The sequence below is a fragment of the Streptomyces sp. NPDC007863 genome (genome assembly GCF_040633895.1).
Taxonomy (GTDB): domain Bacteria; phylum Actinomycetota; class Actinomycetes; order Streptomycetales; family Streptomycetaceae; genus Streptomyces.
Map to the genome: position 1 here is coordinate 399,797 of NZ_JBEYEI010000004.1, position 25,505 is coordinate 425,301.

Below are 25,505 nucleotides of genomic sequence, written 5' to 3' on the forward strand. Positions count from 1 at the left end.
GAACGGCCCCGCGTCCGGCGGTCTACTTCACGGCGAGGAGCAGCGTGTCGGAGGGCGAGCACCACACCGGACGGGCCTCGCCGAAGCCGGCCGCGCGCAGGGTGTCGGCGTGCCAGCCCACCGGCAGCATGTCGCCGTCGGCGTGCTCGCCGTAGATCTCGAAGCGGCGGGCGGTGGGCTCGGCGAGGACCGGGTCCTTCGCGGCGCTCGCCCACCAGTCGGCCCAGTCGAGGACCCCGGCGGCCTTCTCCGCGTCCATCCGGGCGTGCCGCTGGGCGCGCTCGGCGGCGTTGATCCGCGGGGTGGCCGGGTCGATCATGTGGTCGGCGTTCATGAAGACCCCGCCCTCCCGTACGAGCCCGGCGACCTGCCCGTAGAGGGCGGCCAGGGGCTCGCTGTGGAGCCAGTGCAGGGCGGTGGCGGTCAGGACGGCGTCGTACGCGTCGTACGGCAGCGCCCGGGTCCACGCGGGGTCCTTGAGGTCCGCCGTCACGAAGGAGACCCGCTCGTCGCCCTCAAAGGTGCCGCGGGCGATGGCGAGCAGCGCGGGGTCGAGGTCGACGCCGGTGGAGACGGCGCCCGGGAACCTCCGGAGGAGCCTGTCCGTGATACTTCCCGTACCGCAGGCGAGGTCGAGGACGCGGGGCTCCGGCCCCACCAGCGCCTCGACCATGTCGAGCATGACGCGGAACCGCTCCTCGCGGTCCGGCATGTACCACTCCTGCTGGCGGTCCCAGCTCTGCTGCCAGCCCGCCCAGTCGGTGTCGCTCATGCCCGTACCCTCCGTCGTCGACGCCACAGAAAACCCGAGAACGTAATACCCTCAGAGGGGAAACACCAGTTACCCCCTCGACGCCGACCCTAGCCCGCCACCGTAAGGACTACAAGTGGAACTGGCCTATTACTCGGATTACGCCGTGCGCCTCGTCAACACCGAGGAGCCGGCCCGCGGCAGGGACAGCCTCACCACCGTCGAAGCGGTCAAGGAACTCTTCGGCCCCGCCACCCAGATGGCCCGCCGGGTCAACGAGGCCGACCTGCCCCGCTTCCGCGCGATCAGGACCCGGCTGCGGAGCGTCTTCGCGGCGGCGGACGAGGGCGACCACACCGGCGCCGTCGACCTCCTCAACTCGCTCCTCCTGGAGTTCCCGGTCAGCCCGCAGATCTCCGGCCACGACCACCTCGACGACGACGGCCGGCCCCGCTGGCACATGCACCTCGCCGACCACTCGTCCAACGCCACGGCCGGATACGCGGCGATCTCCGCGATGGGACTCGCCTTCCACCTGACGGAGTTCGGCGCCGACCGGCTGGGCCTCTGCCAGGCCCCGCCCTGCCGCAACGCCTACCTCGACACCTCCACCAACCGCTCCCGGCGCTACTGCTCCGACCGCTGCGCCACCCGGGCCAACGTGGCCGCCTACCGGGCCCGCAAGCGCCTGGAGGCCGAGCGGGCCGACCTCACCGGACGCACCGCCGAGAAGAGCCAGGAGAGCACCACCCCGGCCGAGCGCTGACGCCCCGGCGTCACCGGCCGGTACCGGCCCAGCACCCGCCCGAGCACCAGCTCGGGCGGCACGGCCCCGAAGACCCGGCTGTCCCCCTCGGCGTCCGGGTTGTCCCCGAGCACCCACCACCCGGCGTCCCGCCGCTCGACCAGCCGCTTCACCACGAGCAGGTCCTGCTGGAGCGGATGGCGCAGCACCACGACGTGACCGGCGCCGACCCGCCCCCCGTACCGCACGAGCAGCCGGTCGCCGTGCAACAGCGTGGGCACCATCGACACCCCCGTCACCTCGGCGATCCCGAACGGCGCCTCGGCCGCCGCGGTGGCTTCCCGCTCCACTCCCGCTCCCCTCGTCGACACTCGTCGACCCTTTTCGACTCGTCCACTCGTACACGAGTCCCATCCTGACCCCGGACTTTTGCCCTAAGCCCCAGGGGCGCTCGCGAAATCGCCCTTCTCACCGAGTAATCTCCCACTTGAGAAGACGATCACGAGGAAGGACGGCTCAATGCTCTCCCGCCTGTTTGCCCCCAAGGTCAAGGTCAGCGCCCACTGCGACCTCCCCTGCGGCGTGTACGACCCGGCCCAGGCCCGCATCGAGGCCGAGTCCGTCAAGGCTGTCCAGGAGAAGTACCAGGCGAACGAGGACCCGCACTTCCGGGCCCGCGCCACGGTCATCAAGGAGCAGCGCGCGGAGCTCGCCAAGCACCACGTCTCGGTGCTGTGGAGCGACTACTTCAAGGCCCCGCACTTCGAGAAGTACCCCGAGCTCAACCAGCTGGTCAACGACACCCTGAAGGCCCTCTCGGCCGCCAAGGCGTCGACCGACCCGAAGACCGGCGAGAAGGCCCTCGAGCTCATCGCCGAGATCGACCGCATCTTCTGGGAGACCAAGAAGGCCTGACCCAGGCTTTCCCTCTCCCCCCTGCCCACCGCAGGTCAGAGGACGTACGGAACGGCCCGCCCGGACACCCCGGCGCGGGCCGTCCCCGTTTCCGGGGTGGTGGGAAACCTCCAAGCGCGGCCGGGGATCGTTGTGGTGGGCAAGATCAACACGTGGGGCGGGGCGGGCGGAGACTGGCGGGGCGGGGCGGTCGAGGGCCGTCGCGTGCTCGTCCGTGACGACACCTGGGGGAACCACACCGTGAGCGAACGCGTCATCGCGCCCAAGAGCCGGGGCTTCCTGTTCCTCGACTCGCATCCCGACGGCTGCCGCCGGCTGGTGGAGGAGATGTGGCGGGCCGTCCCCGACCCGGTCGGCGCCGGGGGCGAGGGGCCGGTGGCGCTGGTCATCGGTTCGTCCGCCGGGTACGGCCTGGCCGCGACGATCGCGGGGCTGGCCCGCGTCGGCATCCGCGGCATCGGCGTCTGCTTCGAGAAGGCGCCCGCGCGGCGCACCGGCACGGCGGGCTGGTACCGCACCGACGCCACCGCCCGGCTCGCCCGCCGGCACGGGCGGGACATGGTCTTCGTCAACGGCGACGCGTTCGGCGACGCGGTGAAGGAACAGGTCGCCGGTCTCCTCGCCGAGCGGTTCGGGGGACGGCTCGACTACCTGGTCTACTCCGTGGCCGCGCCCCGCCGCACCGACCCGGACACCGGCGAGGCGTACGCCTCGGTCCTCCGGCCGGTCGGTGCGCCGCACACCACGAAGACGCTCGTCTTCGACGAGAACGGCGCCCCGGAGGTGAAGGAGGTCACCACCGCGCCGGCCGAGGGCGACGACGTCGAGCAGACCGTGGCGGTGATGGGCGGCGCCGACTGGGAGCGGTGGGTCGCCTTCCTGGCCGACCGGTCGCTGCTCGCCGAGGGCTTCACGACCGCCGCGCTGTCCTACATCGGCTCGCCGCTCACCGCGGCGATCTACCGGCAGGGCACGATCGGCGCCGCGAAGGCCCATCTGGAGGCCACCGCGCGCACCCTGGACGAGCGCCTCGCCAAGACCGTGGGCGGCCGGGCCGTGACCTCGGTCAACGCCGCCGCCGTCACCCAGTCCTCCACCGCCATCCCCGGCATCGCCCTGTACGTCGGGCTGCTGCGCGGGGTCCTGGGCGATGCCATGGTGGCCCCGATCGGCCAGCTGGTGGAGCTGTGGGACCGGCTGACCGGCGCCCGCCCGCTCGACCTCGACGACGAGGGCAGGGTCCGCCTCGACACCTGGGAGCTCGACCCCGCCGTGCAGGAGGCCGTCGCCGCGCGCTGGGCCGCCGCCACCAGCGACTCCGTCGCCGGTCTCGCCGCACTCGGCTGGTTCGGGGACGAAGTCCGGCGCCTCTACGGCTTCTCCGTCCCCGGCGTCGACTACGACGCCGCCGTCGAGACCGACGTCCCCTGGCCCGCTCCCGCCGTCTGATCCCCTCGCGGGGAGGCGGGGTCAGGCCGGCGTGAGGCAGGGGGGCGCCGTGCCGCCCGCGGCCAGCCAGGCGCGGTACGGGGGCGCCCGGTGGGCCGCCTCGCGGTAGGCGTCGGCGAGGGTGGCGTGGAGGGGCGCCAGCGGGGTGGCGGGGTGGGCGTAGAGGAGGAGGCGGACGGCGAGCGGGTCGCCGAGGAGGGGGCGGACCGCCAGGTCCTCGCGGGGGACCGAGGTCGGCTGGCAGGGGGCCACCGCCTCGCCGAGCGCGATGAGCGACGCGGCGGTGTGGTAGTCGCCGTGGAGGAGCGGCGGGTCGATCCCCGCGGCCGTCAGGACGCGGCGCAGCCCGTCCCATTCGCCGTCCACCGCCGGGTCCACCATCCAGTGGTCGCGGGCCAGGTCCGCGAGGTCCACCACGGGGTGGGCGGCGGCCGGGTGGGCCGGGGAGAGGGAGACGAACTGCGGCTCGCGGGCGACCAGGACGCGGTGGTCCAGGCCCTCGGGCACGGGGAGCGGGCTGCCCTCCACCTCGTGGACGAAGGCCACATCCAGGCGGCCGGCCGCCACCTCGCGCAGCAGCGTCCGCGCGGAGACGTCGACGCGCAGGGCGACGTCCGTGCCGGGGAAGCGGGCGCGCAGCCGCCGCAGCCAGCCCGGGAGGGCCCTGCTCGCGGTGGAGCCGACCCGGAGCCGGGGGCCGTCGGCGCGGGCCGCCTCGGCGCGGGTCTCGGTGACGAGCGCCGCCATGCCGTCGACCAGGGGGCGGGCGCGGCTGAGGACGGAGCGGCCGAGCGCGGTGGGGCGGCAGCCGGTGCGGCCGCGGGCGAAGAGCTCGGCGCCGAGCGCGTTCTCGATGCGGCGCAGCTGGGTGGTCAAGGAGGGCTGGCTCACGCCGAGTTGGCGCGCGGCCTTGTGCAGGCTGCCGGTGTCCGCGATGGCACAGAGCGCGCGCAGGTGTCTCACCTCCAGCTCCATGGAGCCGAGCGTAGGGCGGGGTTCCGGCCCCGCACCAGAGGCCCGGATCCGCTCAACTCCCATGAAAATGACGCTAATTGGTGAGCCGCTGGGGTCGGTGATGCGGTCGTGTTATCGGGGAGTGGCATTCTTCCCGCCGGGCTCGCGCGCACCGAGACTCTCTCCCGACCCCGATCAGGAGGAGCCCCCCATGCGTCACCCCAAGGTCCTCACCCGTACCCTGACCGCCGCCCTCGGGCTCGGTCTCGCCGTCTCGCTCGGCGCCGCCGCCCCGGCCGGTGCCGCGCCCGACACCACCGCGCGTGCCGGGTACGCCGGCTACGCCGGTTCGGCCGAGGAGGCCAAGGCGAACCAGGCGTTCTTCGACGCCGTCATGACGTCGGTGGCGAAGAAGCGGGCCGCGAACCCGAGCGCCGCCGCGGCCGTCACCGTCGTCTACAGCGCCGCCAACGCGCCCAGCTTCCGCACCCAGATCGCCCGTTCCACCCAGATATGGAACAGCTCGGTGGTGAACGTGCGGCTCGTCGAGGGTTCCAACCCGGACTTCCGCTACTACGAGGGGAACGACTCCCGGGGCTCGTACGCGAGCACCGACGGGCACGGCAGCGGCTACATCTTCCTCGACTACCGGCAGAACCAGCAGTACAACTCCACCCGCGTGACGGCCCACGAGACCGGGCACGTGCTCGGCCTGCCGGACCACTACAGCGGGCCGTGCAGCGAGCTGATGTCGGGCGGCGGCCCCGGCACCTCCTGCCAGAACGCCACGCCGAACTCCCAGGAGCGGGCCCGCGTCGACCAGTTGTGGCGCTACGGGCTCGCTTCCGCCTTCAAGAGCTGACCGGACCGCCCCGGGGACCGGCCGGACCGGCCGGTCCCCAGGGCGCCGTCGTCGTCACGCGGCCGACAGGACGCGTCGGCCGAACTCGGCGCCCTCGGGGAGCTGGCCGCGCAGCCGGGCCAGCGCCCCCTCGAAGTCGCCGCCGGCGACGACCGCCTCGAAGGCGGTGCCGCCGTAGTGCAGGGTCAGGCTCAGGTCGGCGCGCTCGCCGAGGGTGAGCAGGCAGCCGAGCGTGGCCTCCTGGGTGGTGCCGCCGGCGACGACGGGGAGGGGCAGGTCCCACTCCAGGACGCAGCCGGTGAGGACCTCCCCGCCCTCGCCCGCGGCGGTGAGCGCGGCGAATCCCGCGCCCGTGTACTCGATTCCCCTGACGCGGACGGTGACGTGCCCGCCGTCGGCCGTGATGACGATCGCTTCCGCACCACGGCGGTCCCGGTACCAACCGGTCCAGACTTCTGTCGACTCCGATGACATGCGCGGACTGTAGCGGTATGACCGGCTCCGGCGCGCGGCCGGTCACCCGGTGGCCGGACTTCTCCCGTTCTCGCCGTTCTTGCCGGTGACCTGCGTGGTAGTGGCTTCCGTGCCGTCGGAATCCACCGCTTCGCAGAGCGGGCAGGCCGGGTTCCGGCAGGGCTGCACCTCCCACTCGGGCACCCAGGCCCCGAGGACCTTGTGCCGAGTGGCGAGGGTCGCCAGCGGGCGTCCGCAGGCCGGGCACTTCGGCGCGGCCAGCGGGTCCCGGGTCGTACGGGGCGTCGCGTCACCCATACCTCCAGGGTAGGCCGCGCCGCCGCGGTCCGCCCGCTACCGCTTCCTGGTGTACGTGCGGACCAGCACGCCGTTGTCGAAGGCGCGGACGGCGCCGAGCGTGAAGTCGCGGGGCTCGAAGCCGGCGCCGAACATCGGCATGCCGGAGCCGTACACCTGCGGGTAGGTCTTGATGATCAGCTCGTCGATCTCGTCGACGAGTTCGCCGGCGATGGTGGAGCCGCCGCAGAGCCAGATGCCGAGCCCGCCCTCCTCGGCCTTGAGTTCGCGGACGCGGCCGACGAGGTCGTCGGCGATCAGCTCGACGTTCGGGTCGGGCGACTCGGTGAGCGAGCGGGTGGCGACGTACTCGCGGAGGTGGGCGTACGGGCTGGTGACGCCGGCGTCCAGGCCGATCCGGTACGAGCCGAGGCCCTGCACCACGGTGTCGAAGTGGCGTCCCCGGGTGTCGGGATCGATGCCGACGAGGGGCCAGGCGGGGGCGGCCACGGTCTCGGGGTACTCGGTGGTGAGGTACTCCAGGAACTCCCCTGTGACGTAGGAGTACGTGGAGGTGGCGTCGCCCTTCGGATCGCCGATGAAGCCGTCGATGGTGCAGGCGACGAAGTAGGTGAGCTTGCGCAAACCGGGTCCTGTTTCTTTCGGGGGCGCGACCGCGAGCGCGACCACGACAGACATAGTGCTTCATCTGTAGTGGTCGCGCAACCCCTCGGCAGGACCGATTCCTCGGCGGTACTCGGCGGTGCGCGGCGGTACTCGGCGGCTCCTCAGCGGGTCCTTCGCGTCACGAACTCCGCGAGGGACAGCAGGTCCCCGGCGGCCGAGAGGTCCGGCACCGCCCGCGCCAGGTGCTCGACGGCGCGGCCCATCCGCTCGGCCGCCTGGGCCTGCGCCCAGTCCCGGCCGCCGGCCCGCTCGACGGCGGCGGCCGCGGCCCGCACGGCCCGCTCGTCGAGCGTCGTACGCGAGTACAGCCCGGCCAGCTCCTCGCCGGCGGCGGTGCCGGAGGTGAGCGCGGCGACGACCGGCAGCGACTTCTTGCGGGCGACCAGGTCGGCGCCGGCCGGTTTGCCGGTCCGCTCGGGGTCGCCCCAGATGCCGATGAGGTCGTCGATCAGCTGGAAGGCGAGCCCGGCCTCGCGGCCGAAGGAGTCGAGCGCCGCGACCTCCTCCTCCCCCGCGCCCGCGTAGAGCGCGCCGAGGGCGCAGGAGCAGCCGAGCAGGGCGCCGGTCTTGGCCGTGGCCATGGCGAGGCACTCGTCGAGGGAGACCTCGCGGGGGCCGCGCGCCTCGAAGGCGCAGTCGGCCTGCTGGCCGGCGCAGAGCTCGATGACGCAGGCGGCGAGGCGGGCGGCGGCCGCGGCGGAGGCGGGGTGCGGGTCCTCGACGAGCAGCCGGAGCGCCAGCGCGTTCATGGCGTCGCCGGCCATCAGGGCGTCGGGGATGCCGAAGACGGTCCAGGCGGTGGGCCGGTGACGGCGGGTCGGGTCCTCGTCGACGATGTCGTCGTGGAGCAGGGTGAAGTTGTGCGCCAGCTCGACGGCGGCGGCGGCCTTCACCGCCCTGCTCTCCTCGGCGCCCAGCGCACGGGCGGCGGCGAGGACCAGGGCGGGGCGGATCGCCTTGCCCGCCTGGCCGGCGGCGGGGGTGCCGTCGGCGTCCTCCCAGCCGAAGTGGTACATCGCCACACGGCGTATCGAGCCCGGCAGGGTCTCGACGGTGGAGCGGATCTGCGGGTCGACGGCGGTCCTCGTCCGGTCGAGGAGCGCCACGGCGCCCGGCCCGTCGGTGACGGGGGCCGCGCTCGTCAGGGTCACGTCTAGTCGTCCTTCTTCACAGCCGACCGCGTCCACGGCGGCCGGGCGTCGGGCTGGTCGGTTCCACGGCGCCCGCGCTCCGGGCGCGCGACCCTCGCGGGACACGGCACGGCCGGGTGCCCGGCGGGGGCCGGGTGGGCCGGGGGTGGGGCCCCGGCCCGCCCGGGGTTCAGCGGCGGCGGCTGATCTCGACGTTCTCCAGGACGCCGAGCGCGTCGGGCACGAGGACGGCGGCGGAGTAGTAGGTCGTGACCAGGTAGGAGATGATCGCCTGCTCGTCGATGCCCATGAAGCGGACGGACAGGCCGGGCTCCACCTCGTCGGGGAGGCCGGTCTGGTGCAGGCCGATGACGCCCTGGTCGGACTCGCCGGTACGCATGCAGATGATCGAGCTGGTGCCGGCGGCGGTCACCGGGATCTTGTCGCAGGGGTAGATCGGGACCCCGCGCCAGGTCGGGATCCGGGTGCCGGCCACGTCGATCGTCTCGGGCACCAGGCCCCGGCGGTTGAGCTCGCGGCCGATCGCGGCGATGGCCTTCGGGTGGGCCAGGAAGAGCTTGGAGCCGCGGCGGCGGGAGAGGAGCTCGTCGAGGTCGTCGGGGCCGGGGACGCCGTCGTGCGGCTGGATCCGCTGCCCGTAGTCGCAGTTGGCGAGGAGGCCGAACTCCCGGTTGTTGACCAGCTCGTGCTCCTGGCGCTCGCGCAGGGCCTCGACGGTGAGCCGCAGCTGGTGCTCGGTCTGGTTCATCGGGTGGTTGTAGAGGTCCGCCACGCGCGTGTGGACCTTGAGCACGGTCTGGGCGAGGCTCAGCTCGTACTCGCGCGGGGCGGGCTCGTAGTCCACGAAGGTGTGCGGGACGACGGCCTCGCCGACGTGGCCGGCGGAGAGGTCGATGGCGGCCTCCCCGTAGCCGTTGACGGCCTGCTCCGGGCGGCCCGCGACGCCCGCGAGGTGCGAGGCGAGGGAGCCGGCGCGGGCGGCGAGCGCGGTCAGGTCGGCGCGGGTGAGCTCCAGGACCGTGCAGGCGGTGGCGGCGCGCGCGGTCCAGTCCCAGGTGGCCGCCTCGTCGAGGAGGGCGGCGTCGCCGAAGTAGGAGCCGTCGGCGAGGACGCCGAGCACCGCCTCGTCGCCGTACGGGCCTTCGCCGAGCTGCTCGACGCGGCCGTGCGCGAGGAGGTAGACGCGGTCGGCCGGGGAGCCGGCGACGGCGAGGACCTCGCCGGCGGCGACGTCGCGCTGGACGCAGCGGGCGGCGAGCTCCGCGAGGGCCGCCTGGTCCTCGTACCCGCGGAGGGCCGGCAGCTCGCCGAGCTCGGCGGGGATCACCGCGACCCGGTCGCCGGTCTGGACGAAGGTGACACGGCCGTCGCCCACCGAGTAGCTGAGCCGCCGGTTGACCCGGTAGGCACCGCCCTTCGTCTCGACCCAGGGCAGCGTCCGCAGCAGCCAGCGGGAGGAGATCTCCTGCATCTGCGGGGCCGACTTGGTGGTCGAGGCGAGGTTCCGCGCGGCGGCGGTGCCGAGACTCTGCTGCGGGGTCTGCTCCGCGAGGACCTCGTCGCCAACCGAACCAACGGACATGGAACTCCCTCTCGTACGTCTGGTTTGCGAAAGGAAGCCTTTCAGCACGGAGCGTGTCGCCGCCATTACACAATCGGGTGGGACTGTTCGGTGATCTTCGGGGCATGTCACCCGTTTTCCCGCCGCCCGGCGGGGCGCGGAACTCGGCCGGGTTGTCCGGTTCGGCTCGCACACGGATCGAACGCATGGCAGCGGAGGAGCGGAGTCCGGTACTCCGGAAGTTCGGTCCTCCCTCTGGAAGGAGCACGCCATGGCCGTTCCGCTGTCCGCGAGCAGGGTCCTCTCCGCACTGCGCGGCGAGGGCCTCTCGGTCGTCGAGGTCGGCGACTGGTCCACCCACAACAGGAACCACAAGGGCCCCTGGGGGCCGGTGCACGGGGTGATGATCCACCACACCGTCACCCGGGGCACCGCGAACACCGTCCGCATCTGCCGGGACGGGTACGCGGGGCTGCCGGGCCCGCTGTGCCACGGCGTCATCGCCAAGGACGGCACCGTCCACCTGGTCGGCCACGGGCGCGCCAACCACGCCGGGCTCGGCGACGACGAGGTGCTGCGGGCCGTGATCGCCGAGCACGCCCTGCCGACGGACGACGAGGCCACCACCGACGGCAACCGCCACTTCTACGGCTTCGAGTGCGAGAACCTCGGCGACGGCGAGGACCCCTGGCCCAAGGTGCAGCTGGACGCGATCGCCAAGGCGTCGGCCGCGCTCTGCCGGGCGCACGGCTGGACCCACCGCTCGGTGATCGGCCACCGCGAGTGGCAGCCGGGGAAGGTGGACCCGCGCGGCTTCACGATGGCGTCCATGCGCGAGCGCGTCGCCGACCTGCTGCGCTGAGCCGCCGCGCGACCCGCGGCGCTGAACGGCCGGGCGACCCGCGGCGCCGGGCCGCCGCGCCGACACTGCTCCCGGGCCACGCGCGCGTACGGGCGGAGAGGGCCTCCCGGCTCCCCCACGCGCGCGTGGCCCGGGAGAATGGCCGGGTGGACACGTGCGACCTCTCCGCCCTGCGGCCCCGGCTCCCCTCGCCCCTGGAGCCGGTGGCGGACGAGCGGTTCACCCGGCGCGGGCTGACGCTGCTGCTGAAGCGGGACGACCTCATCCACCCCGACCTGCCCGGCAACAAGTGGCGCAAGCTCGCGCTCAACCTGCGGGCGGCGGGCGGACGGCCGGTGCTGACCTTCGGGGGCGCGTACTCCAACCACCTGCGGGCCACCGCGGCCGCCGGCCGCCTCCTCGGCTTCCCCACGATCGGGGTCGTCCGCGGCGACGAGCTGGCCGGGCGTCCGCTGAACCCCTCGCTGGCGCGGTGCGCGGCGGACGGGATGCGCCTGGAGTTCGTGGACCGCGCCACGTACCGGGCGAAGCACGAGCCGGAGGTGCTCGCCGGGCTTCTGGAACGGGCCCCCGAGGGGGCGTACGTGGTCCCCGAGGGCGGCAGCAACGCGCTCGCGGTGGAGGGGTGCGTGGCGCTCGGCCGGGAGCTGGCCGGGCACGCGGACGTGGCGGCGGTGGCCTGCGGCACGGGCGGCACCCTGGCGGGCCTGGCGGCCGGGTTCGGCGGCCGGACGCTGGGCGTGCCGGTGCTGAAGGGCGGATTCCTCGGCGGCGAGGTGCGGAGCCTCCAGGAGGCGGCCTTCGGCGGCCCGCGCGGCGACTGGTGGCTGGACGAGCGCTTCCACTGCGGCGGCTACGGCCGGACGCCCCCGGAACTCGACGCGTTCGCACAGGACTTCGAGGCGCGGCATGGACTCGCCATCGAGCGGCTGTATGTCGCCAAAATGCTCCTCGCACTGGTGTCCCTCGCCGAGGAGGACGCCTTTCCGCCCGGGAGCAGGATCGCGGCGGTGGTCACGGGGACGACCGGGCCCGGGGATCAGCCGAGCTCCTCGCGGTAGGCGGCGGCCTCCTCCAGGTCGAGGCGGCGCAGCAGGGTGCGCATCATCTCGTCGTCGATCCGGCGCTCGTCGCGGAGCCGGACGAAGACCTCCCGTTCGGCCTCGATCATCTCGCGCGAGAGGCGGCGGTAGGTGTCGTCGGCGGTCTCTCCGGTGAGCTCGTTGACCGCGCCGAGCCGCTCCCAGACGCTGTTGCGGCGGCGCTCCAGGACCGTGCGGAGGCGGTCGGCGAGCGGTCCCGGCAGGGTGTTGCGCTCGTCGGCGAGGAGTTCGCCGAGGCGGGCCTCGGCGGCCCGGGAGGCCTCGCTCTGGGCCTGCGCCTCGGCCAGCGTCTCCTGGTAGCGGTCGCGGCCCGGGAGCTTCAGGGCCCGGATCAGCGGCGGCAGGGTGAGGCCCTGGACGACGAGGGTGGAGATGACGGTGGTGAAGGTGAGGAAGAGGACGAGGTTGCGGGCGGGGAACTCGACGCCGTCGGTGACGACCGGGATGGAGAAGGCGATGGCGAGGGAGACCACCCCGCGCATGCCGGCCCAGCCGACCACCACCGGCGCCTTCCAGTCGACGCCGGGCTCGCGCTCCCGGGCCCTGGCGGAGAGCCGGCGGGGCAGGAAGGTGGCCGGGAAGACCCAGACGAAGCGGACCACGACGACGAAGACGAAGACCCCGAAGGCGTACCAGAGCGCCTCCCCGACGCCGTACTGGCCGAGGCCCTGGACGACGTAGGGCAGCTGGAGGCCGATGAGGGCGAAGACGGCGGACTCCAGGACGAAGGCGACCATCTTCCACACGGCCTCCTCCTGGAGGCGGGTGGCGAAGTCGACCTTCCACGCCTTGTGCCCGAGGAAAAGGCCGACCACGACGACGGCGAGCACCCCGGAGGCGTGCACCTCCTCGGCCGCCGCGTAGGCGATGAAGGGGATGAGGAGGGAGAGGGTGTTCTGGAGCAGCGGTTCGGTGAGCCGGGTCCGCAGCCAGTGGATGGGCACCATGAGGATCAGGCCGACGCCGACGCCGCCGACCGCGGCGAGGGCGAACTCGCCGAGGCCGCCGGCCCAGCTGATGCCCGCGCCGACGGCGGCGGCGAGGGCGACCTTGTAGGCGGTGATGGCGGTGGCGTCGTTCACCAGGGACTCGCCCTGGAGGATCGTGGTGATCCGGTGGGGCAGGCCGAGCCGGCGGGCGATGGCGGTGGCGGCCACCGCGTCCGGCGGGGCGATCACCGCGCCGAGGACGAGCGCGGCGGTGAGCGGCAGGTCGGGGACGAGGACGTACGCGAGCCAGCCGACGGCGACGGTGGCGAAGAGGACGTACCCGACGGAGAGCAGCGCGACCGGCCGGATGTTGGCCCGCAGGTCCAGGTAGGAGGAATCGACGGCGGCGGTGTAGAGCAGCGGCGGCAGGATCAGCGGCAGCACGATGTGCGGGTCGAGGGTGTAGTCGGGGACGCCGGGGACGTACGAGGCGACCAGGCCGACCGCCACGAGGAGGAGCGGGGCCGGCACGGGGGTGCGGCGGGCGAGCCCCGCCACCGCCGCGCTCGCCGCCACCAGTGCCACCAGCCGCAGTGCGTCCATGCCGCCCCTCCACCGTCCCGCCTCGCGGTTCGTCCGTTTCCTCCGGTACGCCCGGCGCGGACGGCCGGTCCGGGCCGCCCGGTCGGGGCGACCGGTCCGAGCCCTCCGGTCCGGGGCGTCCGCCACGTACCCTGGCCATCATGATCGAGTGCCCGCACGTAGCAGACATGCCGCGCCCCGAGCCGGCCCCGCTCCACGAGACCTGCCCCGAGTGCCTGGCCGACGGGACGAGCCCGGTGCAGCTGCGGCTCTGCCTGGCCTGCGGGCACGTGGGCTGCTGCGACTCCTCGCAGGGGCGGCACGCGACCGGGCACTTCGACGCGACGGGGCACCCGCTGATGCGGACCTTCGAGCCGGGCGAGGCCTGGCGCTGGTGCTTCGTGGACGAGGCGCTGGTCTGAGTCGGCCGCCGGAGGCGCCGGGACGGTGTCCCGGCGCGGTCTCCCGGGGCGGTCTCTTGGGGGCGGGGCGGTTCGACGGGCGGGCCGTTGGGTACGTCACCCCTCCGCCGGTCACCGCTGTATTTCGGTCCCGCACACCCCTGGCCACGGTCCGCGCCCATGGGCCTACCATGAGTGACGGGCCGGGATCGGGGGCCCCGGGGCTTGCGGCGACACGGCAGGATGGATCGCGATAGCGTCACCGCGGACCGCGCAGCCCCTGCGTGACCGCAGGTCCGGGGGTCTCTCCCCCCGGACCCCGATTGAGCTTGTGCCACCTTGGAGGTGAGGGTGTCCCAGATCGCAGGCGAGCCCGGGACCCAGGACTTCGTGGAAGTCCGGCTGCCCGCTGCGGGTGCCTATCTGTCCGTGCTGCGTACGGCCACGGCCGGCCTCGCGGCGCGCTTGGACTTCACCCTCGACGAGATCGAGGACTTGCGGATCGCGGTGGACGAGGCCTGCGCGATCCTGCTCCAGCAGGCGGTGCCCGGCTCGGTCCTGAGCTGCGTCTTCCGGCTGGTGGACGACTCCCTCGACGTGACCGTGTCCGCGCCGACGACGGACGGCCGGGCCCCCGAGCGGGACACCTTCGCCTGGACGGTGCTGTCGGCGCTGGCCGGCAAGGTCGAGTCCTCGGTCGCGGAGGACAACACGGTCTCGATCAGCCTGTACAAACAGCGCGGCGCGGGGCCAGGCCCGGCGTGAGGAGCGGGGACGCGACGGCCGGCATCCCCGGTCAGCAGGCAGCACGGCCGCATGAGGTCGCTACGGAGCAGCAGGCGGGCCAGATGAGCGAGCACGAGCAGCAGCACGACGGGGCTCCCCCGGCGCCGGCCTCGGACGAGAAGGCCCCGGACGGGACGCCCCCGGACGGAACGGCCCCCGCGGAGGCGGTCCCGGAGGAGGCGCTCCCGGAAGGGCTCGTGACCGAGGGTGACGGTGCGGCGCGGGGTCACCACCCGCAGGACCGCAGCGGTGCCCGCGCGCTCTTCGTGGAGCTGCGGTCGCTGCCGGAGGGCTCCCCGGAGAAGGCCGAGCTCCGCAACCGGCTGGTGCGGATGCACCTGCCGCTGGTCGAGCACCTGGCGCGGCGCTTCCGCAACCGCGGCGAGCCGCTGGACGACCTGACGCAGGTGGCGACGATCGGCCTGATCAAGTCGGTCGACCGCTTCGACCCGGAGCGGGGCGTGGAGTTCTCCACGTACGCGACGCCGACGGTGGTCGGCGAGATCAAGCGCCACTTCCGCGACAAGGGATGGGCGGTACGGGTCCCCCGCCGCCTCCAGGAGCTGCGGCTCTCCCTGACGACGGCGACGGCGGAGCTGTCCCAGCAGCACGGGCGCTCGCCGACCGTGCACGAGCTGGCGGAGCGGCTCGGGATCTCCGAGGAGGAGGTCCTGGAGGGCCTGGAGTCGGCCAACGCCTACTCGACGCTCTCCCTGGACGTGCCGGACACCGACGACGAGTCGCCGGCGGTCGCGGACACGCTGGGCGCGGAGGACGAGGCCCTGGAGGGGGTCGAGTACCGGGAGTCGCTCAAGCCGCTCCTGGAGGACCTGCCGCCCCGGGAGAAGCGGATCCTGCTGCTGCGGTTCTTCGGGAACATGACCCAGTCGCAGATCGCGCAGGAGGTCGGCATCTCGCAGATGCACGTCTCCCGGCTGCTCGCCAGGACCCTGGCGCAGCTCCGGGAGAAGCTCCTCGTGGAGGAGTGAGACTCAGGAGGCGTCCTGGCCGGGGCGCCGGATGCCGAGCGCCTCGGTCGTGGCCGGGTTCACCAGGAGGACGAGCCCGGTCACGGCGAGCGCGGCGAGGACGATCCCGTACGGGATCACGCCCTCGGACTGGAGCATCTGCCAGGCGACGGGCAGGGCGAGGATCTGGGTGATGACGGCCGGGCCGCGGCTCCAGGAGCGCATCCGCCACAGGCCTCGGGCGGCGGCGAGCGGGATGAGCCCGAGCGCGATCATCGTCACCGCGCCGGTCGCCCCGCCGGTGAGGTCCCCGCCGTCGGCCAGCGTCCGCACCAGCATGTAGACGCCGCCGGCCAGGAGCCCGAGGGCCTCGACGAGGGCCACGCCCGCGGCGGCGGCCAGGCGGGCGGGGCGGGGGGTCTGCTCCGTACTGCTCATGCAAGGCAGCGTACGGGGCCGGTGGGGGTGTCCGGGGACCGGGCGGGACTGGGATCGGTACCGCCGGGTAGGTACGCTGGCGGTCATGCGCGCACTTCTCGTGGTCAACCCGGCAGCCACCACCACCAGTGCCCGCACCCGTGACGTGCTGATCCACGCGCTGGCGAGCGAGATGAAGCTGGAGGCCGTCAGCACCGAGTACCGCGGGCACGCCCGGGACCTCGGGCGGCGGGCCGCCGAGTCGGGCGAGATCGACCTGGTCGTGGCGCTCGGCGGCGACGGCACGGTCAACGAGGTCGTGAACGGCCTGCTGCACGACGGTCCCGATCCGGACCGGCTGCCGGGCCTGGCGGTGGTGCCGGGCGGCTCGACGAACGTGTTCGCCCGCGCGCTCGGACTGCCGAACGACGCCGTGGAGGCGACCGGCGCGCTCCTCGACGCGCTGCGCGAGCGGAGCGCCCGGACGGTGAGCCTGGGGCTCGCCTCGGGGACGCCGGACACCCCGGACGAGGAGGTGCCGGCCCGCTGGTTCACCTTCTGCGCCGGGCTCGGCTTCGACGCGAGCGTGATCGGCCGGGTCGAACAGCAGCGCGAGCGCGGGAAGCGGTCCACGCACGCGCTCTATCTGCGCCAGGTGTTCCGCCAGTTCCTGGAGGAGCCGAACCGCCGGCACGGGACGATCACCCTGGAGCGGCCAGGCGCCGAGCCGGTGAAGGACCTGGTCCTCTCCATAATCTGCAACACCTCCCCCTGGACCTACCTGGGCAATCGTCCGGTGTACGCGTCCCCGGAGGCGTCCTTCGAGACCGCGCTCGACGTGCTCGGACTGAGCCGGCTCTCCACCCCGGCGGTGGCCCGCTACGCCACCCAGCTGCTCACTTCCAGCCCCGAACGGGGCCCTCGCGGCAAGCACGCGACGACTCTGCACGACCTGACCGACTTCACCTTGCATTCGAAGGTTCCCCTCCCGCTCCAGATGGACGGAGACCACCTCGGACTGCGTACGAGCGTGACGTTCACAGGCGTACGCCGTGCACTGCGTGTGATTGTGTGAGTGGAAGGGCCGAAAGTCCTTGCACTCGAACGTTTAGGCGCGCATCCACCCCTTAGAAGTACGGCTGTGACCTAGCCGACACCGAGGAATCAAAAAAAACTTTCCAGAAGGGGTTGTATCCGCTGCCGAGGTTTGCGAGTCTCTTCTTGGCGATCGGGACGGCCCGCAAGACCGGCCTCCACTGAGAGCCAGAACCCCTCCTCAAACCACGGACCACACCGGTTCATCCGGCAGTCGGCCCTTCACTTGTTGAGGGATTCGTGAAAGCGTTCACATTCACAAGCAACTTGCACGTAATAACCAAGAGAGGTAGCAGCCATGGACTGGCGTCACAACGCCGTTTGTCGTGAGGAAGACCCCGAGCTGTTCTTCCCCATCGGCAACACCGGTCCTGCGCTGCTGCAGATCGAGGAAGCCAAGGCCGTCTGCCGCCGCTGCCCCGTCATGGAGCAGTGCCTGCAGTGGGCGCTCGAGTCCGGCCAGGACTCCGGCGTCTGGGGTGGCCTCAGCGAGGACGAGCGCCGCGCGATGAAGCGCCGCGCCGCCCGCAACCGGGCGCGCAACGCCAGCGCCTGAGCCACCTGCACAGCCTGAGGCACGCGGCGCGTACACCGTGTACGCATTCACCGCCCCCGAGCCGCAGCGCGCAGCAGTAAAGCAGTACCCCACAGCATTCGAGCCCCGGACCGATCCACTTCGGTCCGGGGCTCGCTGCTGTGCGTGATCGTTGGTACGGACCACGCCTCGCGGATCACTTCTGCGGGCGCACCGGGATGTCCAGGACGACCTTGGTACCGCGCTCACTGCCGGGCCGCATGTCGAAGGTGCCGCCCAACTCCCCCTCCACCAGGGTCCGTACGATCTGCAGACCGAGGTTGCCGGCCTTCTGCGGGTCGAAGCCCTCGGGCAGGCCACGGCCGTCGTCGCGCACGGTGATGAGGAGTCGGGAGTCGGGGCGGGGCTCGCCGCGGACCGCGCTGACCTCGACGGTGCCCTGCTCGCCGGGGGCGAAGGCGTGCTCCAGGGCGTTCTGCAGGATCTCGGTGAGGACCATGGAGAGCGGGGTGGCGACCTCCGCGTCCAGGATGCCGAAGCGGCCGTTGCGCCGGCAGGTGACCTTGCCCGGGGAGATCTCGGCGACCATCGCGATGACCCGGTCGGCGATCTCGTCGAACTCCACCCGCTCGTCCAGGTTCTGGGACAGCGTCTCATGGACGATGGCGATCGAACCGACGCGCCGGACCGCCTCGTTGAGCGCCTCGCGGCCCCGGTCGGAGTCCATCCGCCGGGCCTGGAGCCGCAACAGGGCGGCCACCGTCTGGAGGTTGTTCTTCACCCGGTGGTGGATCTCCCGGATGGTGGCGTCCTTGGTGATCAACTCGCGCTCGCGTCGGCGCAGTTCGGTGACGTCCCGGAGCAGGACGAGCGAGCCGATCCGGCTGCCCTTCGGCTTGAGCGGGATGGCGCGCAGCTGGATGACCCCGCCGCTGCCCTCCACCTCGAAGTTCCTGGGGGCGTAGCCGGAGGCGAGTTTGACCAGGGCCTCGTCGACCGGGCCGCGGGAGGGGGCCAGTTCGGCGGTGATCTGGCCGAGGTGCTGGCCGACCAGGTCGGCGGCGAGGCCGAGCCGGTGGTAGGCGGAGAGGGCGTTGGGCGAGGCGTACTGGACCATGCCGTCGGCGTCCAGGCGGACCAGGCCGTCGCCGGCCCGCGGCAGCGAGTCCATGTCGGACTGCTCGCCGGGGTAGGGGAAGGTGCCGGCCGCGATCATCTGGGCGAGGTCGGAGGCCGACTGGAGGTAGGTGAGTTCGAGCCGGGAGGGGGTGCGGACGGTCAGCAGGTTGGTGTTGCGGGCGATCACGCCGAGGACCCGGCCGTCGCGGCGGACGGGGATGGACTCGACCCGGACCGGGACCTCCTCGCGCCACTCGGGGTCGCCCTCGCGGACGATCCGGCCCTCGTCGAGGGCGGCGTCCAGGAGCGGGCGGCGGCCGCGTGGGACCAGGTGGCCGACCATGTCGTCCTGGTAGGAGGTGGGGCCGGTGTTCGGCCGCATCTGCGCGACGGAGACGTACCGGGTGCCGTCGAGGGTGGGGACCCACAGGACGAGGTCGGCGAAGGAGAGGTCGGAGAGCAGCTGCCACTCCGACACCAGCAGGTGGAGCCACTCCAGGTCGGAGTCGCTCAGGGCGGTGTGCTGGCGGACGAGGTCGTTCATGGAGGGCACGGTGCGAGCGTACCCGCGGAATTAACGGCCGGTGAACCTGGCTCTTCCGGGCTTCGTGTTGGAGGATGGCCCCGGAAACACTGCGTTCAGGCGGATGGACAGACAAGAATGGTCTAGTCCACAATGAACGCATCGAACTTCATACAGCCTCCATCCTCCCCGCACAGGAGGATGGACGAGGTTCCCGGCGCTCTCTGCCCTGACTGCGTCGAGACCTCCCTTCACGGCCGTGGGACCGCACACCCCCGGCCGAGTACACCCGGGCTGCGGTGCCGGGCGGGTTGAGGGTCCCGCCGGGCGCCGCGGCCCGTGGTCTTTTCCGGGGCGCGGTTCACGGGGACGGGTGCGGCCAGGCGAGCATCGCCGCCTCCGCCACCGCGGTCAGCTCCTCCTCCGTCGCCCCGTCGCGGGCCTGCTGGGACATGCCCTGGAGCACGGCTCCGCTCAGGCGCGCGAGGGTGCGGGGGGCGGTGGCGGCGGGCAGCGCGCCGGCCTCGACGTCCCGGCGGATCCGCTCCTCGATGGCGGCCAGATTCGCGTTGCGCCGGTCCCGCAGGGCCTCCTCCACCTCCGGGGTGGAGCAGTTGACGGCGGCGGAGATCACCAGACAGCCCGGCGGGTGGCCCGCCTCCGTGTACGCGACGGCGGCCTCGCGGAGCATGCGCGCGACGCCCGCGCGGGCGGTCGGCTCCTCCTCGAAGGCGCGGGTGCCGAAGGCGCCGTGCGAGAGCGCGTACGCCGCCACGACCTCCTCGAAGAGCGTCCGCTTGTCGCCGAAGGCCGCGTAGAGGCTCGGGGCGCTGATGCCCATGACCCGGGTGAGGTCGGAGACCGAGGTCGTCTCGTACCCGTGCTCCCAGAAGGCCATCGTCGCCTGCTCCAGGGCCGTGGGCCGGTCGAAGGAGCGGGGGCGGCCGCGCTGTTTCGTCGCCATGGGGTGAATTCTATAGCGCACGTTACGGATCGTGGGGTACGGTCTTTTCTGTAACGACCACTATGGAATGAGGGGGGCGTCGCCATGGGCGTGCTCACGGGCAGGACGGCACTGGTCACCGGCGCGAGCCGGGGCATCGGGCGGGGGATCGCCGAGCGGCTCGGCCGGGACGGGGCGCGGGTCGCGGTCCACTACGGGACGAACGAGGCGGCGGCGAAGGAGACGGTCGCCGCGATCGAGGCGGCCGGCGGCGAGGCCTTCGCGATCGGGCAGGAGCTGGGGGTGCCGGGCGACGCGGAGGCACTGTGGGCGGCCTTCGACGCGCACGCGGACGGGCTGGACATCCTGGTGAACAACGCGGGCATCGGAGCGTCCAGCCCCTTCGCCTCCATCGAGGAGGCGGAGTACGACCGGATCTTCGCGGTGAACGCGAAGGCGCCGTTCTTCCTGGTGCGGTCCGGCGCGGAGCGGCTGCGGGACGGCGGCCGGATCGTGAACGTGTCGACGGGACTGAGCAGGACGGCCCTGATGCCGGACCTGATCGCCTACTCGATGTCGAAGGCGGCCCTGGACGTCTTCACCCGCGACCTGTCGAAGCTGCTGGGCCCGCGCGGGATCACGGTCAACTCGGTGGCGCCGGGGGTCGTGGCCACGGACAACACGGCCTGGCTGGAGGGCGACGAGGAGGCCAGGGCGCGGGTGGCGGCGTACTCGGCGCTGGGCCGGATCGGGAACACGGCCGACATAGCCGACGTGGTGGCCTTCCTCGCCTCCGACGACGCGCGCTGGGTGACGGGCTCCTGGATCGACGCGACGGGCGGTTCGCTGACCTGAGCCGGCCGGCCGGGGCGGCCCGGACGGGGGTCGGGCCGCTCCGACGGGGGGCGTGGGGCGGTGGGGTTCGAGTGGCTGGGGAGAGGCGGGCGGATGACGATGGAGGGGCCGGGAGGCACGGGCCGTCCGGGGTGCGGAACGGCATGAGGAGGCGGGCCTCCCTCTGCTAGATTGGGACTTTGATTGGTCTATACCACATGGCCCCTCCCTAGCCCCTCACCAGATCGGCAGGCACAGCGTGGAAGTTGTCATCGTCAAGGACGCCAAGGCGGGCGGAGAGCTCATCGCGGACGGCATCGCCGACCTCCTGCGCCGCAAGCCCGACGCGCTGCTCGGCGTGGCCACGGGCTCGACCCCGATCCCGATCTACGACGCCCTGATCGCCCAGGTCAAGGCCGGCTCCGTGGACGCCTCCCGCGCCCGCATCGCCCAGCTGGACGAGTACGTCGGACTGCCGGCCGGGCACCCGGAGTCGTACCGCTCGACCGTGCTGCGCCAGGTCGTCGAGCCGCTCGGCCTCCCCCAGGACCACTTCATGGGCCCCGACGGCTCCGCCGAGGACGTCCAGGCGGCCTGCGACGCGTACGACAAGGCGCTGGTCGACGCCGGCGGCGTGGACCTCCAGATCCTCGGCATCGGCACCGACGGGCACATCGGGTTCAACGAGCCCTGCTCCTCGCTCGCCTCCCGCACCCGGATCAAGACGCTCACCGAGCAGACCCGGGTGGACAACGCCCGGTTCTTCGACAACGACATCGAGCAGGTCCCGCACCACGTCATCACCCAGGGCATCGGCACCATCCTGGAGGCCCGTCACCTGGTGCTGCTCGCCACCGGCGAGGGCAAGGCCGAGGCGGTCGCGCAGACCGTCGAGGGCCCCGTCGCGGCGCTCGTGCCGGCCTCCGCGCTCCAGCTCCACCCGCACGCCACCGTGGTCGTGGACGAGGCCGCCGCCTCCAAGCTGAAGCTCGCCGACTACTTCCGCCAGACGTACGCGAGCAAGCCCTCCTGGCAGGGCATCTGATCCCGCCTCCTCGGGACCCACGCGAAGGGCCCGGCACCTGGATCAGGTGCCGGGCCCTTCGCGTACTCCCCGGCCGTCAGGCGCCGGTGCCGACCACGGCCTCGGCCGCGGCGCGGCCGCAGACCCGGGCGGCGCCGTGCGTGGCGATGTGCAGGGCGCCGCGCGGCTCCGCCTCGTTGAGGCCCATCTCGACGACGACGGTGTCCGGGCGGGCGGCGACCAGGCCGTCCAGGGCCGCGGTCATCCAGGGGTGGCGGTGGAGGTCGCGGACGACCGCGACGATCCGCCGCTCCCCCGCCGCCGCGAGGACGGAGTCCACCGTGGCCTCGGCCCCGAAGGAGCCGGACCCGGTGCCCGGCAGCAGCCGGTCCAGCTCGGCGGCGACGCCCCACGGGGTCTCGTCGCCGACCGCGAAGTTGGCGACCGGGGTGAAGGAGGCGACGAAGGGAGCGTCCGACACCGGGGTGTAGGGCTCGGCGCCCTTGGTGATCCGCAGGGCCCGGCGGGCCGCCACGAGTCCGATGTCGGCGCCGGGCGCGGTCCCCTCCTGCACTGCCGCGCCCGGCACCGATCCAGCCCCCCTCGCCCGGTGCGCCTGGGTCCAGGCCGCCAGGGCGCGCACGCGCGCCGCGGCGTCGGCCAGCCGCTCCTCGGGCAGTTCACCGGTCCGTACCGCGGAGACCAGCGCGTCGCGCAGCCGCAGCACGGTGTCCTCGTCGCACAGCCCGCCGCCGACGCAGATGGCGTCGGCGCCCGCGGCGATGGCGAGGACGGATCCGCGCTCGATGCCGTACGTCGCCGCGACGGCCTGCATCTCCATGCCGTCGGTGACGATCAGACCGTCGAAGCCCAGCTCCTGGCGGAGCAGACCGGTGAGGATCTGCGGGCTCAGGGTGGCCGGACGTTCGGTGTCGAGCGCGGAGAGCAGGATATGCGCGCTCATGACCGCCTTGGTACCGGCGGCGATGGCCGCGCGGAAAGGCACCAGCTCACGGGCGTGCAGTGTGGCGAGGTCCACATCGATCCGGGGCAGCGCGTCGTGCGAGTCGACGTTGGTGTCGCCGTGTCCGGGGAAGTGCTTGGTGCAGGCGGCGACCCCGACGGCCTGGAGGCCGTCGACGTACGCCACGGTGTGCCGGGCGACCAGGTCCGGGTCGGGTCCGAAGGAGCGGACGCCGATGACCGGGTTCTCGGCGTTGGAGTTCACGTCGGCCGAGGGGGCCCAGTTGAGGTCGATCCCGCAGGCGACGAGCCGGCGGCCGAGCTCGCGGGCGACGGCCCGCGTCAGCTCGACGTCGTCGACCCGGCCGAGGGCGTAGTTGCCCGGGAAGGACGAGCCCTCGTTGACCTCCAGGCGGGTGACGTCGCCGCCCTCCTCGTCGATGGCGACGAGGACGTCCTCCCGCTCCGCGCGGAGCTGGGCGGTGAGCCGGGCGAGCTGCCCGGGGTCCGCGACGTTGCGGCCGAAGAGGCCGACGGACGACAGGCCCTCGCCGATCCGGCGGAGCAGCCAGTCGGGGGCGGTGGTGCCGACGAAGCCGGGCTGGAGGACCGTGAGCGCGTCACGGGTGAGCGTGTCCGAGCCGTGTACCAGTGTGGTCATGGGGCGCCGTTATCCCTTCACCGCGCCGGCGGTCATGCCGCCGACGGCCTTGCGCTGGAGGAAGAGGAAGACGATGAGCACGGGGAGGGCGAAGAGCGTGGAGGCGGCCATGGTGGCGCCCCAGTCGTCGCCGAACGCGGTCTGGAACTGGGTGAGCCAGAGCGTCAGGGTCTGGTTCGTCTTGTCCTTGTTGAGCACCAGGACCATGGCGAACTCGTTCCAGGCCGTGATGAAGCCGAAGAGCGAGGTGGACATCAGGCCCGGGGCGAGCAGCGGGAAGATGACCTTGCGGAAGGCCTGGCCGCGGGTACAGCCGTCGATCTGGGCGGCCTCCTCCAGCTCGACCGGGACGGCGGCGATGAAGCCGCGCAGGGTCCAGATGGTGAAGGGGAGGACCATCACGAAGTAGATCGCGGTGAGCAGCGGGATGCTGTTCAGCATCTCGTTGTCGCGGGCGATCATGTACATCGCGATGACCATGACCTCCCAGGGGGCCATCTGGGCCATCATCACGATGAGGACGATGCCCTTGCGGCCCTTGAACTTCATGCGGGCGATCGCGAAGCTCGCGGCGAGGGCGACGAGCAGGGCCAGGAGGACGGCGCCGACCGTGACGATCAGGCTGTTGGTGACGTACGTCCAGAAGAGGTCGACGCCGGTGGCGGTGGAGTAGTTCTCGAAGGTCGGCGTGAAGAAGAAGACCGGGTCCTTGCTAAGGATCTCGCTCTGCGGCTTCAGCGACGACGAGAACATCCAGTAGACCGGGAAGACGAAGATCACGGCCAGGACGACCGCGGCGGCGTTCTTCGCGACGGTGCCGACGGTCAGCGGCTTGCGGGTCCGCAGCTTCTGCGGGGCCGGGGCCTTGGGGGTCTGTGCGGTGGTGCTCACTGCTCGTCCTCCTGCTTCAGGATCAGGCGGAAGTAGAAGGACATGGCCACGAGGAGCATCACGATGGTGAGGATCGAGATGGCCGCCGCGACGCCGTAGTGCTGCTGGCTCATGCCTTCGATGTACGCGAAGACGGGAAGGGTCTCGGTGGCGCGGTCGGGGCCGCCCTGGTTCATGGCGTAGACCTGGGTGAACGCCTTGAAGACCCAGATGATCTCCAGGAAGGTGGTGATCATGAAGAAGGGCTTCAGGTTCGGGAAGACCACGGACCAGAAGGTCCGCCAGCCGCTCGCGCCGTCCATGCGGGCCGCCTCGTACAGCTCGGTGCCCACGGTGGTGAGGCCTGCGTACATGTTGAGGGCGACGAAGGGGACGGAGCCCCAGACGACGAGGGCGGTGATGATCACGAAGGACGAGAAGCCGGTCTCGAACCAGTTGTGCTGGTCGTAGCCGGAGAAGCCGAGCGTGCGCATCAGCCAGTTGGCGACGCCGAACTGCTCGTCGAAGAGCCACCGGAAGACGGTGACGGAGGCGACGATCGGCATGGCCCAGGCGAAGGCGAGCGCGAGCGAGAGCACCAGGCGCATCTTCTTGCCGAGGCGGTTGAGCAGCAGGCCGATGCCGGTGCCGATCGCCATGATCAGCGCCACGTTGGCGGCGGTGAAGGCGACCGAGCGCAGGACGACGGTCCAGAACTCGGAGTTCCCCAGCAGCTCCGTGTAGTTGTCGAAGCCGACCCAGGGGGTCTCGCGGCGGATCAGCTCACGCCGGTTGACCGACTGGAAGGAGAGGATCAGGTTGCTGATCAGGGGATAGAGCAGCAGCACCGCCATGGACAGCAGGGCGGGCGTGACGAGCAGGTAAGGCAGTAGCCCACCAGGCAGCGAACGTCTGCCGCGCGAGGGCTGAAGGGCTTCCTTCGCGCCGGAAGGGGGTGGCGGAGTCTGCGCTGCGGAACTGGCGCATCTCCACCCGCCTCGTGGCCCTGCTGACCCTCCCCGTGGTCGCGGCCACCAGCCTCGGCGGCATCCGCATCAGCGAGTC

The 25,505-nt window shown here is 72.6% G+C and carries 28 protein-coding genes; 13 read left to right on the top strand and 15 right to left on the bottom strand.

Annotation, left to right across the window (positions count from 1 at the left end; genetic code table 11):
• Positions 1–22 precede the first annotated feature (22 nt).
• Positions 23–772, bottom strand: coding sequence for a class I SAM-dependent methyltransferase (locus ABZ621_RS09045; protein WP_360602217.1), 750 nt, complete (start codon positions 770–772; stop codon positions 23–25).
• A 115-nt stretch (positions 773–887) separates the two neighbouring features.
• Here ABZ621_RS09045 and ABZ621_RS09050 point away from each other — a divergent pair, with 115 nt between their 5' ends.
• Positions 888–1,517, top strand: coding sequence for a CGNR zinc finger domain-containing protein (locus ABZ621_RS09050; protein WP_360602219.1), 630 nt, complete (start codon positions 888–890; stop codon positions 1,515–1,517).
• On the opposite strand, the gene sodX is transcribed toward ABZ621_RS09050, so the two are convergent.
• The gene (sodX, locus tag ABZ621_RS09055; protein WP_360602221.1) at positions 1,421–1,846 is read right to left on the bottom strand and encodes a nickel-type superoxide dismutase maturation protease; all 426 of its coding nucleotides are present in this window, start codon (positions 1,844–1,846) and stop codon (positions 1,421–1,423) included. The two genes, ABZ621_RS09050 and sodX, sit on opposite strands and share 97 nt — an antisense overlap.
• A gap of 169 nt (positions 1,847–2,015) precedes the next feature.
• Here sodX and sodN point away from each other — a divergent pair, with 169 nt between their 5' ends.
• Positions 2,016–2,411: a superoxide dismutase, Ni gene (gene sodN, locus ABZ621_RS09060; protein ID WP_030207400.1), complete on the top strand. Its 396-nt coding sequence runs from the start codon at positions 2,016–2,018 to the stop codon at positions 2,409–2,411.
• A gap of 240 nt (positions 2,412–2,651) precedes the next feature.
• A complete protein-coding gene (fabV, locus tag ABZ621_RS09065; protein WP_360602286.1) occupies positions 2,652–3,860 on the top strand; it encodes an enoyl-[acyl-carrier-protein] reductase FabV in 1,209 nt (402 codons plus the stop codon).
• A 21-nt stretch (positions 3,861–3,881) separates the two neighbouring features.
• Here fabV and ABZ621_RS09070 read toward each other — a convergent pair whose 3' ends face one another.
• Positions 3,882–4,835: a LysR family transcriptional regulator gene (locus tag ABZ621_RS09070; protein WP_360602223.1), complete on the bottom strand. Its 954-nt coding sequence runs from the start codon at positions 4,833–4,835 to the stop codon at positions 3,882–3,884.
• 190 nt (positions 4,836–5,025) lie between these two features.
• On the opposite strand from ABZ621_RS09070, the gene snpA reads away from it, so the two are divergent.
• A complete protein-coding gene (gene snpA, locus ABZ621_RS09075; RefSeq protein WP_360602225.1) occupies positions 5,026–5,676 on the top strand; it encodes a snapalysin in 651 nt (216 codons plus the stop codon).
• A gap of 54 nt (positions 5,677–5,730) precedes the next feature.
• Here snpA and ABZ621_RS09080 read toward each other — a convergent pair whose 3' ends face one another.
• From ABZ621_RS09080 to ABZ621_RS09100, 5 genes are all read right to left on the bottom strand, one after another.
• Complete coding sequence (locus tag ABZ621_RS09080) at positions 5,731–6,150, bottom strand: DUF6304 family protein (RefSeq protein ID WP_360602227.1); 420 nt, start codon at positions 6,148–6,150, stop codon at positions 5,731–5,733.
• Positions 6,151–6,192: 42 nt separating this feature from the next.
• Positions 6,193–6,447: a hypothetical protein gene (locus ABZ621_RS09085; protein WP_360602229.1), complete on the bottom strand. Its 255-nt coding sequence runs from the start codon at positions 6,445–6,447 to the stop codon at positions 6,193–6,195.
• Between the two features lie 36 nt (positions 6,448–6,483).
• On the bottom strand, positions 6,484–7,071 hold the full coding sequence (locus ABZ621_RS09090) for a dihydrofolate reductase family protein (protein WP_360602231.1): 588 nt from the start codon (positions 7,069–7,071) through the stop codon (positions 6,484–6,486).
• 143 nt (positions 7,072–7,214) lie between these two features.
• Positions 7,215–8,264, bottom strand: a complete 1,050-nt coding sequence (locus tag ABZ621_RS09095; protein WP_360602233.1) for a family 2 encapsulin nanocompartment cargo protein polyprenyl transferase — start codon at positions 8,262–8,264, stop codon at positions 7,215–7,217.
• A gap of 169 nt (positions 8,265–8,433) precedes the next feature.
• Complete coding sequence (locus tag ABZ621_RS09100; RefSeq protein WP_360602235.1) at positions 8,434–9,846, bottom strand: family 2B encapsulin nanocompartment shell protein; 1,413 nt, start codon at positions 9,844–9,846, stop codon at positions 8,434–8,436.
• 250 nt (positions 9,847–10,096) lie between these two features.
• Between ABZ621_RS09100 and ABZ621_RS09105 the strand changes: the two genes are divergently transcribed.
• Together ABZ621_RS09105 and ABZ621_RS09110 are read left to right on the top strand one after the other, a co-directional pair.
• Entirely contained in the window at positions 10,097–10,687 is a 591-nt protein-coding gene (locus tag ABZ621_RS09105) for a peptidoglycan recognition family protein (protein WP_360602237.1), read from the top strand.
• A 146-nt stretch (positions 10,688–10,833) separates the two neighbouring features.
• Positions 10,834–11,748 carry a pyridoxal-phosphate dependent enzyme gene (locus tag ABZ621_RS09110; protein ID WP_360602239.1) on the top strand — a complete coding sequence of 305 codons (915 nt, stop codon included), beginning with the start codon at positions 10,834–10,836 and terminating at the stop codon, positions 11,746–11,748.
• Here the strand turns inward: ABZ621_RS09110 and ABZ621_RS09115 are convergent.
• Positions 11,727–13,322 carry a Na+/H+ antiporter gene (locus ABZ621_RS09115; RefSeq protein WP_360602241.1) on the bottom strand — a complete coding sequence of 532 codons (1,596 nt, stop codon included), beginning with the start codon at positions 13,320–13,322 and terminating at the stop codon, positions 11,727–11,729. The genes ABZ621_RS09110 and ABZ621_RS09115 overlap by 22 nt on opposite strands.
• A 140-nt stretch (positions 13,323–13,462) precedes the next feature.
• Here ABZ621_RS09115 and ABZ621_RS09120 point away from each other — a divergent pair, with 140 nt between their 5' ends.
• From ABZ621_RS09120 to ABZ621_RS09130, 3 genes are all read left to right on the top strand, one after another.
• Positions 13,463–13,723 (top strand): UBP-type zinc finger domain-containing protein, encoded by a 261-nt coding sequence (locus ABZ621_RS09120; RefSeq protein WP_360602243.1) that lies wholly within the window; start codon positions 13,463–13,465, stop codon positions 13,721–13,723.
• 330 nt (positions 13,724–14,053) lie between these two features.
• Positions 14,054–14,467: an anti-sigma regulatory factor gene (locus tag ABZ621_RS09125; RefSeq protein ID WP_030492700.1), complete on the top strand. Its 414-nt coding sequence runs from the start codon at positions 14,054–14,056 to the stop codon at positions 14,465–14,467.
• A gap of 23 nt (positions 14,468–14,490) precedes the next feature.
• Positions 14,491–15,477 carry an RNA polymerase sigma factor SigF gene (locus ABZ621_RS09130; RefSeq protein ID WP_360602288.1) on the top strand — a complete coding sequence of 329 codons (987 nt, stop codon included), beginning with the start codon at positions 14,491–14,493 and terminating at the stop codon, positions 15,475–15,477.
• Positions 15,478–15,480: 3 nt separating this feature from the next.
• Here the strand turns inward: ABZ621_RS09130 and ABZ621_RS09135 are convergent, their stop codons facing one another.
• Complete coding sequence (locus ABZ621_RS09135) at positions 15,481–15,894, bottom strand: hypothetical protein (protein WP_360602245.1); 414 nt, start codon at positions 15,892–15,894, stop codon at positions 15,481–15,483.
• Between the two features lie 85 nt (positions 15,895–15,979).
• On the opposite strand from ABZ621_RS09135, the gene ABZ621_RS09140 reads away from it, so the two are divergent.
• Together ABZ621_RS09140 and ABZ621_RS09145 are read left to right on the top strand one after the other, a co-directional pair.
• A complete protein-coding gene (locus ABZ621_RS09140; RefSeq protein WP_360602247.1) occupies positions 15,980–16,948 on the top strand; it encodes a diacylglycerol kinase family protein in 969 nt (322 codons plus the stop codon).
• A gap of 318 nt (positions 16,949–17,266) precedes the next feature.
• Positions 17,267–17,524: a WhiB family transcriptional regulator gene (locus ABZ621_RS09145; RefSeq protein WP_003953983.1), complete on the top strand. Its 258-nt coding sequence runs from the start codon at positions 17,267–17,269 to the stop codon at positions 17,522–17,524.
• Positions 17,525–17,699: 175 nt separating this feature from the next.
• Here the strand turns inward: ABZ621_RS09145 and ABZ621_RS09150 are convergent, their stop codons facing one another.
• Both ABZ621_RS09150 and ABZ621_RS09155 read right to left on the bottom strand, forming a co-directional pair.
• A complete protein-coding gene (locus ABZ621_RS09150) occupies positions 17,700–19,166 on the bottom strand; it encodes a PAS domain-containing sensor histidine kinase (protein WP_360602249.1) in 1,467 nt (488 codons plus the stop codon).
• 340 nt (positions 19,167–19,506) lie between these two features.
• Positions 19,507–20,109 (bottom strand): TetR/AcrR family transcriptional regulator, encoded by a 603-nt coding sequence (locus tag ABZ621_RS09155; protein ID WP_360602251.1) that lies wholly within the window; start codon positions 20,107–20,109, stop codon positions 19,507–19,509.
• 84 nt (positions 20,110–20,193) lie between these two features.
• On the opposite strand from ABZ621_RS09155, the gene ABZ621_RS09160 reads away from it, so the two are divergent.
• Together ABZ621_RS09160 and nagB are read left to right on the top strand one after the other, a co-directional pair.
• Positions 20,194–20,943, top strand: a complete 750-nt coding sequence (locus ABZ621_RS09160; RefSeq protein ID WP_360602253.1) for an SDR family oxidoreductase — start codon at positions 20,194–20,196, stop codon at positions 20,941–20,943.
• 238 nt (positions 20,944–21,181) lie between these two features.
• The gene (gene nagB / locus ABZ621_RS09165; RefSeq protein ID WP_360602255.1) at positions 21,182–21,967 is read left to right on the top strand and encodes a glucosamine-6-phosphate deaminase; all 786 of its coding nucleotides are present in this window, start codon (positions 21,182–21,184) and stop codon (positions 21,965–21,967) included.
• Positions 21,968–22,043: 76 nt separating this feature from the next.
• Here the strand turns inward: nagB and ABZ621_RS09170 are convergent, their stop codons facing one another.
• The 3 genes from ABZ621_RS09170 to ABZ621_RS09180 are packed head-to-tail and all read right to left on the bottom strand — an operon-like array spanning position 22,044 to position 25,294.
• Positions 22,044–23,570: a glycoside hydrolase family 3 N-terminal domain-containing protein gene (locus tag ABZ621_RS09170; protein ID WP_360602257.1), complete on the bottom strand. Its 1,527-nt coding sequence runs from the start codon at positions 23,568–23,570 to the stop codon at positions 22,044–22,046.
• 9 nt (positions 23,571–23,579) lie between these two features.
• Positions 23,580–24,416, bottom strand: a complete 837-nt coding sequence (locus ABZ621_RS09175; protein ID WP_360602290.1) for a carbohydrate ABC transporter permease — start codon at positions 24,414–24,416, stop codon at positions 23,580–23,582.
• A 41-nt stretch (positions 24,417–24,457) separates the two neighbouring features.
• Positions 24,458–25,294 (bottom strand): sugar ABC transporter permease, encoded by an 837-nt coding sequence (locus ABZ621_RS09180; RefSeq protein WP_360602259.1) that lies wholly within the window; start codon positions 25,292–25,294, stop codon positions 24,458–24,460.
• Positions 25,295–25,505: the final 211 nt, after the last annotated feature.

Coding starts and splice junctions, on each gene's coding strand:
- ABZ621_RS09150 (WP_360602249.1), bottom strand. CDS start 19,166: ATGAACGACCTCGTCCGCCAGCACACCGCCCTGAGCGACTCCGACCTG.
- ABZ621_RS09120 (WP_360602243.1), top strand. CDS start 13,463: ATGATCGAGTGCCCGCACGTAGCAGACATGCCGCGCCCCGAGCCGGCC.
- ABZ621_RS09180 (WP_360602259.1), bottom strand. CDS start 25,294: ATGGCGGTGCTGCTGCTCTATCCCCTGATCAGCAACCTGATCCTCTCC.
- ABZ621_RS09115 (WP_360602241.1), bottom strand. CDS start 13,322: ATGGACGCACTGCGGCTGGTGGCACTGGTGGCGGCGAGCGCGGCGGTG.
- ABZ621_RS09085 (WP_360602229.1), bottom strand. CDS start 6,447: ATGGGTGACGCGACGCCCCGTACGACCCGGGACCCGCTGGCCGCGCCG.
- ABZ621_RS09145 (WP_003953983.1), top strand. CDS start 17,267: ATGGACTGGCGTCACAACGCCGTTTGTCGTGAGGAAGACCCCGAGCTG.
- sodN (WP_030207400.1), top strand. CDS start 2,016: ATGCTCTCCCGCCTGTTTGCCCCCAAGGTCAAGGTCAGCGCCCACTGC.
- ABZ621_RS09135 (WP_360602245.1), bottom strand. CDS start 15,894: ATGAGCAGTACGGAGCAGACCCCCCGCCCCGCCCGCCTGGCCGCCGCC.
- ABZ621_RS09045 (WP_360602217.1), bottom strand. CDS start 772: ATGAGCGACACCGACTGGGCGGGCTGGCAGCAGAGCTGGGACCGCCAG.
- ABZ621_RS09170 (WP_360602257.1), bottom strand. CDS start 23,570: ATGACCACACTGGTACACGGCTCGGACACGCTCACCCGTGACGCGCTC.
- ABZ621_RS09070 (WP_360602223.1), bottom strand. CDS start 4,835: ATGGAGCTGGAGGTGAGACACCTGCGCGCGCTCTGTGCCATCGCGGAC.
- ABZ621_RS09160 (WP_360602253.1), top strand. CDS start 20,194: ATGGGCGTGCTCACGGGCAGGACGGCACTGGTCACCGGCGCGAGCCGG.
- ABZ621_RS09105 (WP_360602237.1), top strand. CDS start 10,097: ATGGCCGTTCCGCTGTCCGCGAGCAGGGTCCTCTCCGCACTGCGCGGC.
- ABZ621_RS09140 (WP_360602247.1), top strand. CDS start 15,980: ATGCGCGCACTTCTCGTGGTCAACCCGGCAGCCACCACCACCAGTGCC.
- ABZ621_RS09100 (WP_360602235.1), bottom strand. CDS start 9,846: ATGTCCGTTGGTTCGGTTGGCGACGAGGTCCTCGCGGAGCAGACCCCG.
- ABZ621_RS09155 (WP_360602251.1), bottom strand. CDS start 20,109: ATGGCGACGAAACAGCGCGGCCGCCCCCGCTCCTTCGACCGGCCCACG.
- snpA (WP_360602225.1), top strand. CDS start 5,026: ATGCGTCACCCCAAGGTCCTCACCCGTACCCTGACCGCCGCCCTCGGG.
- ABZ621_RS09080 (WP_360602227.1), bottom strand. CDS start 6,150: ATGTCATCGGAGTCGACAGAAGTCTGGACCGGTTGGTACCGGGACCGC.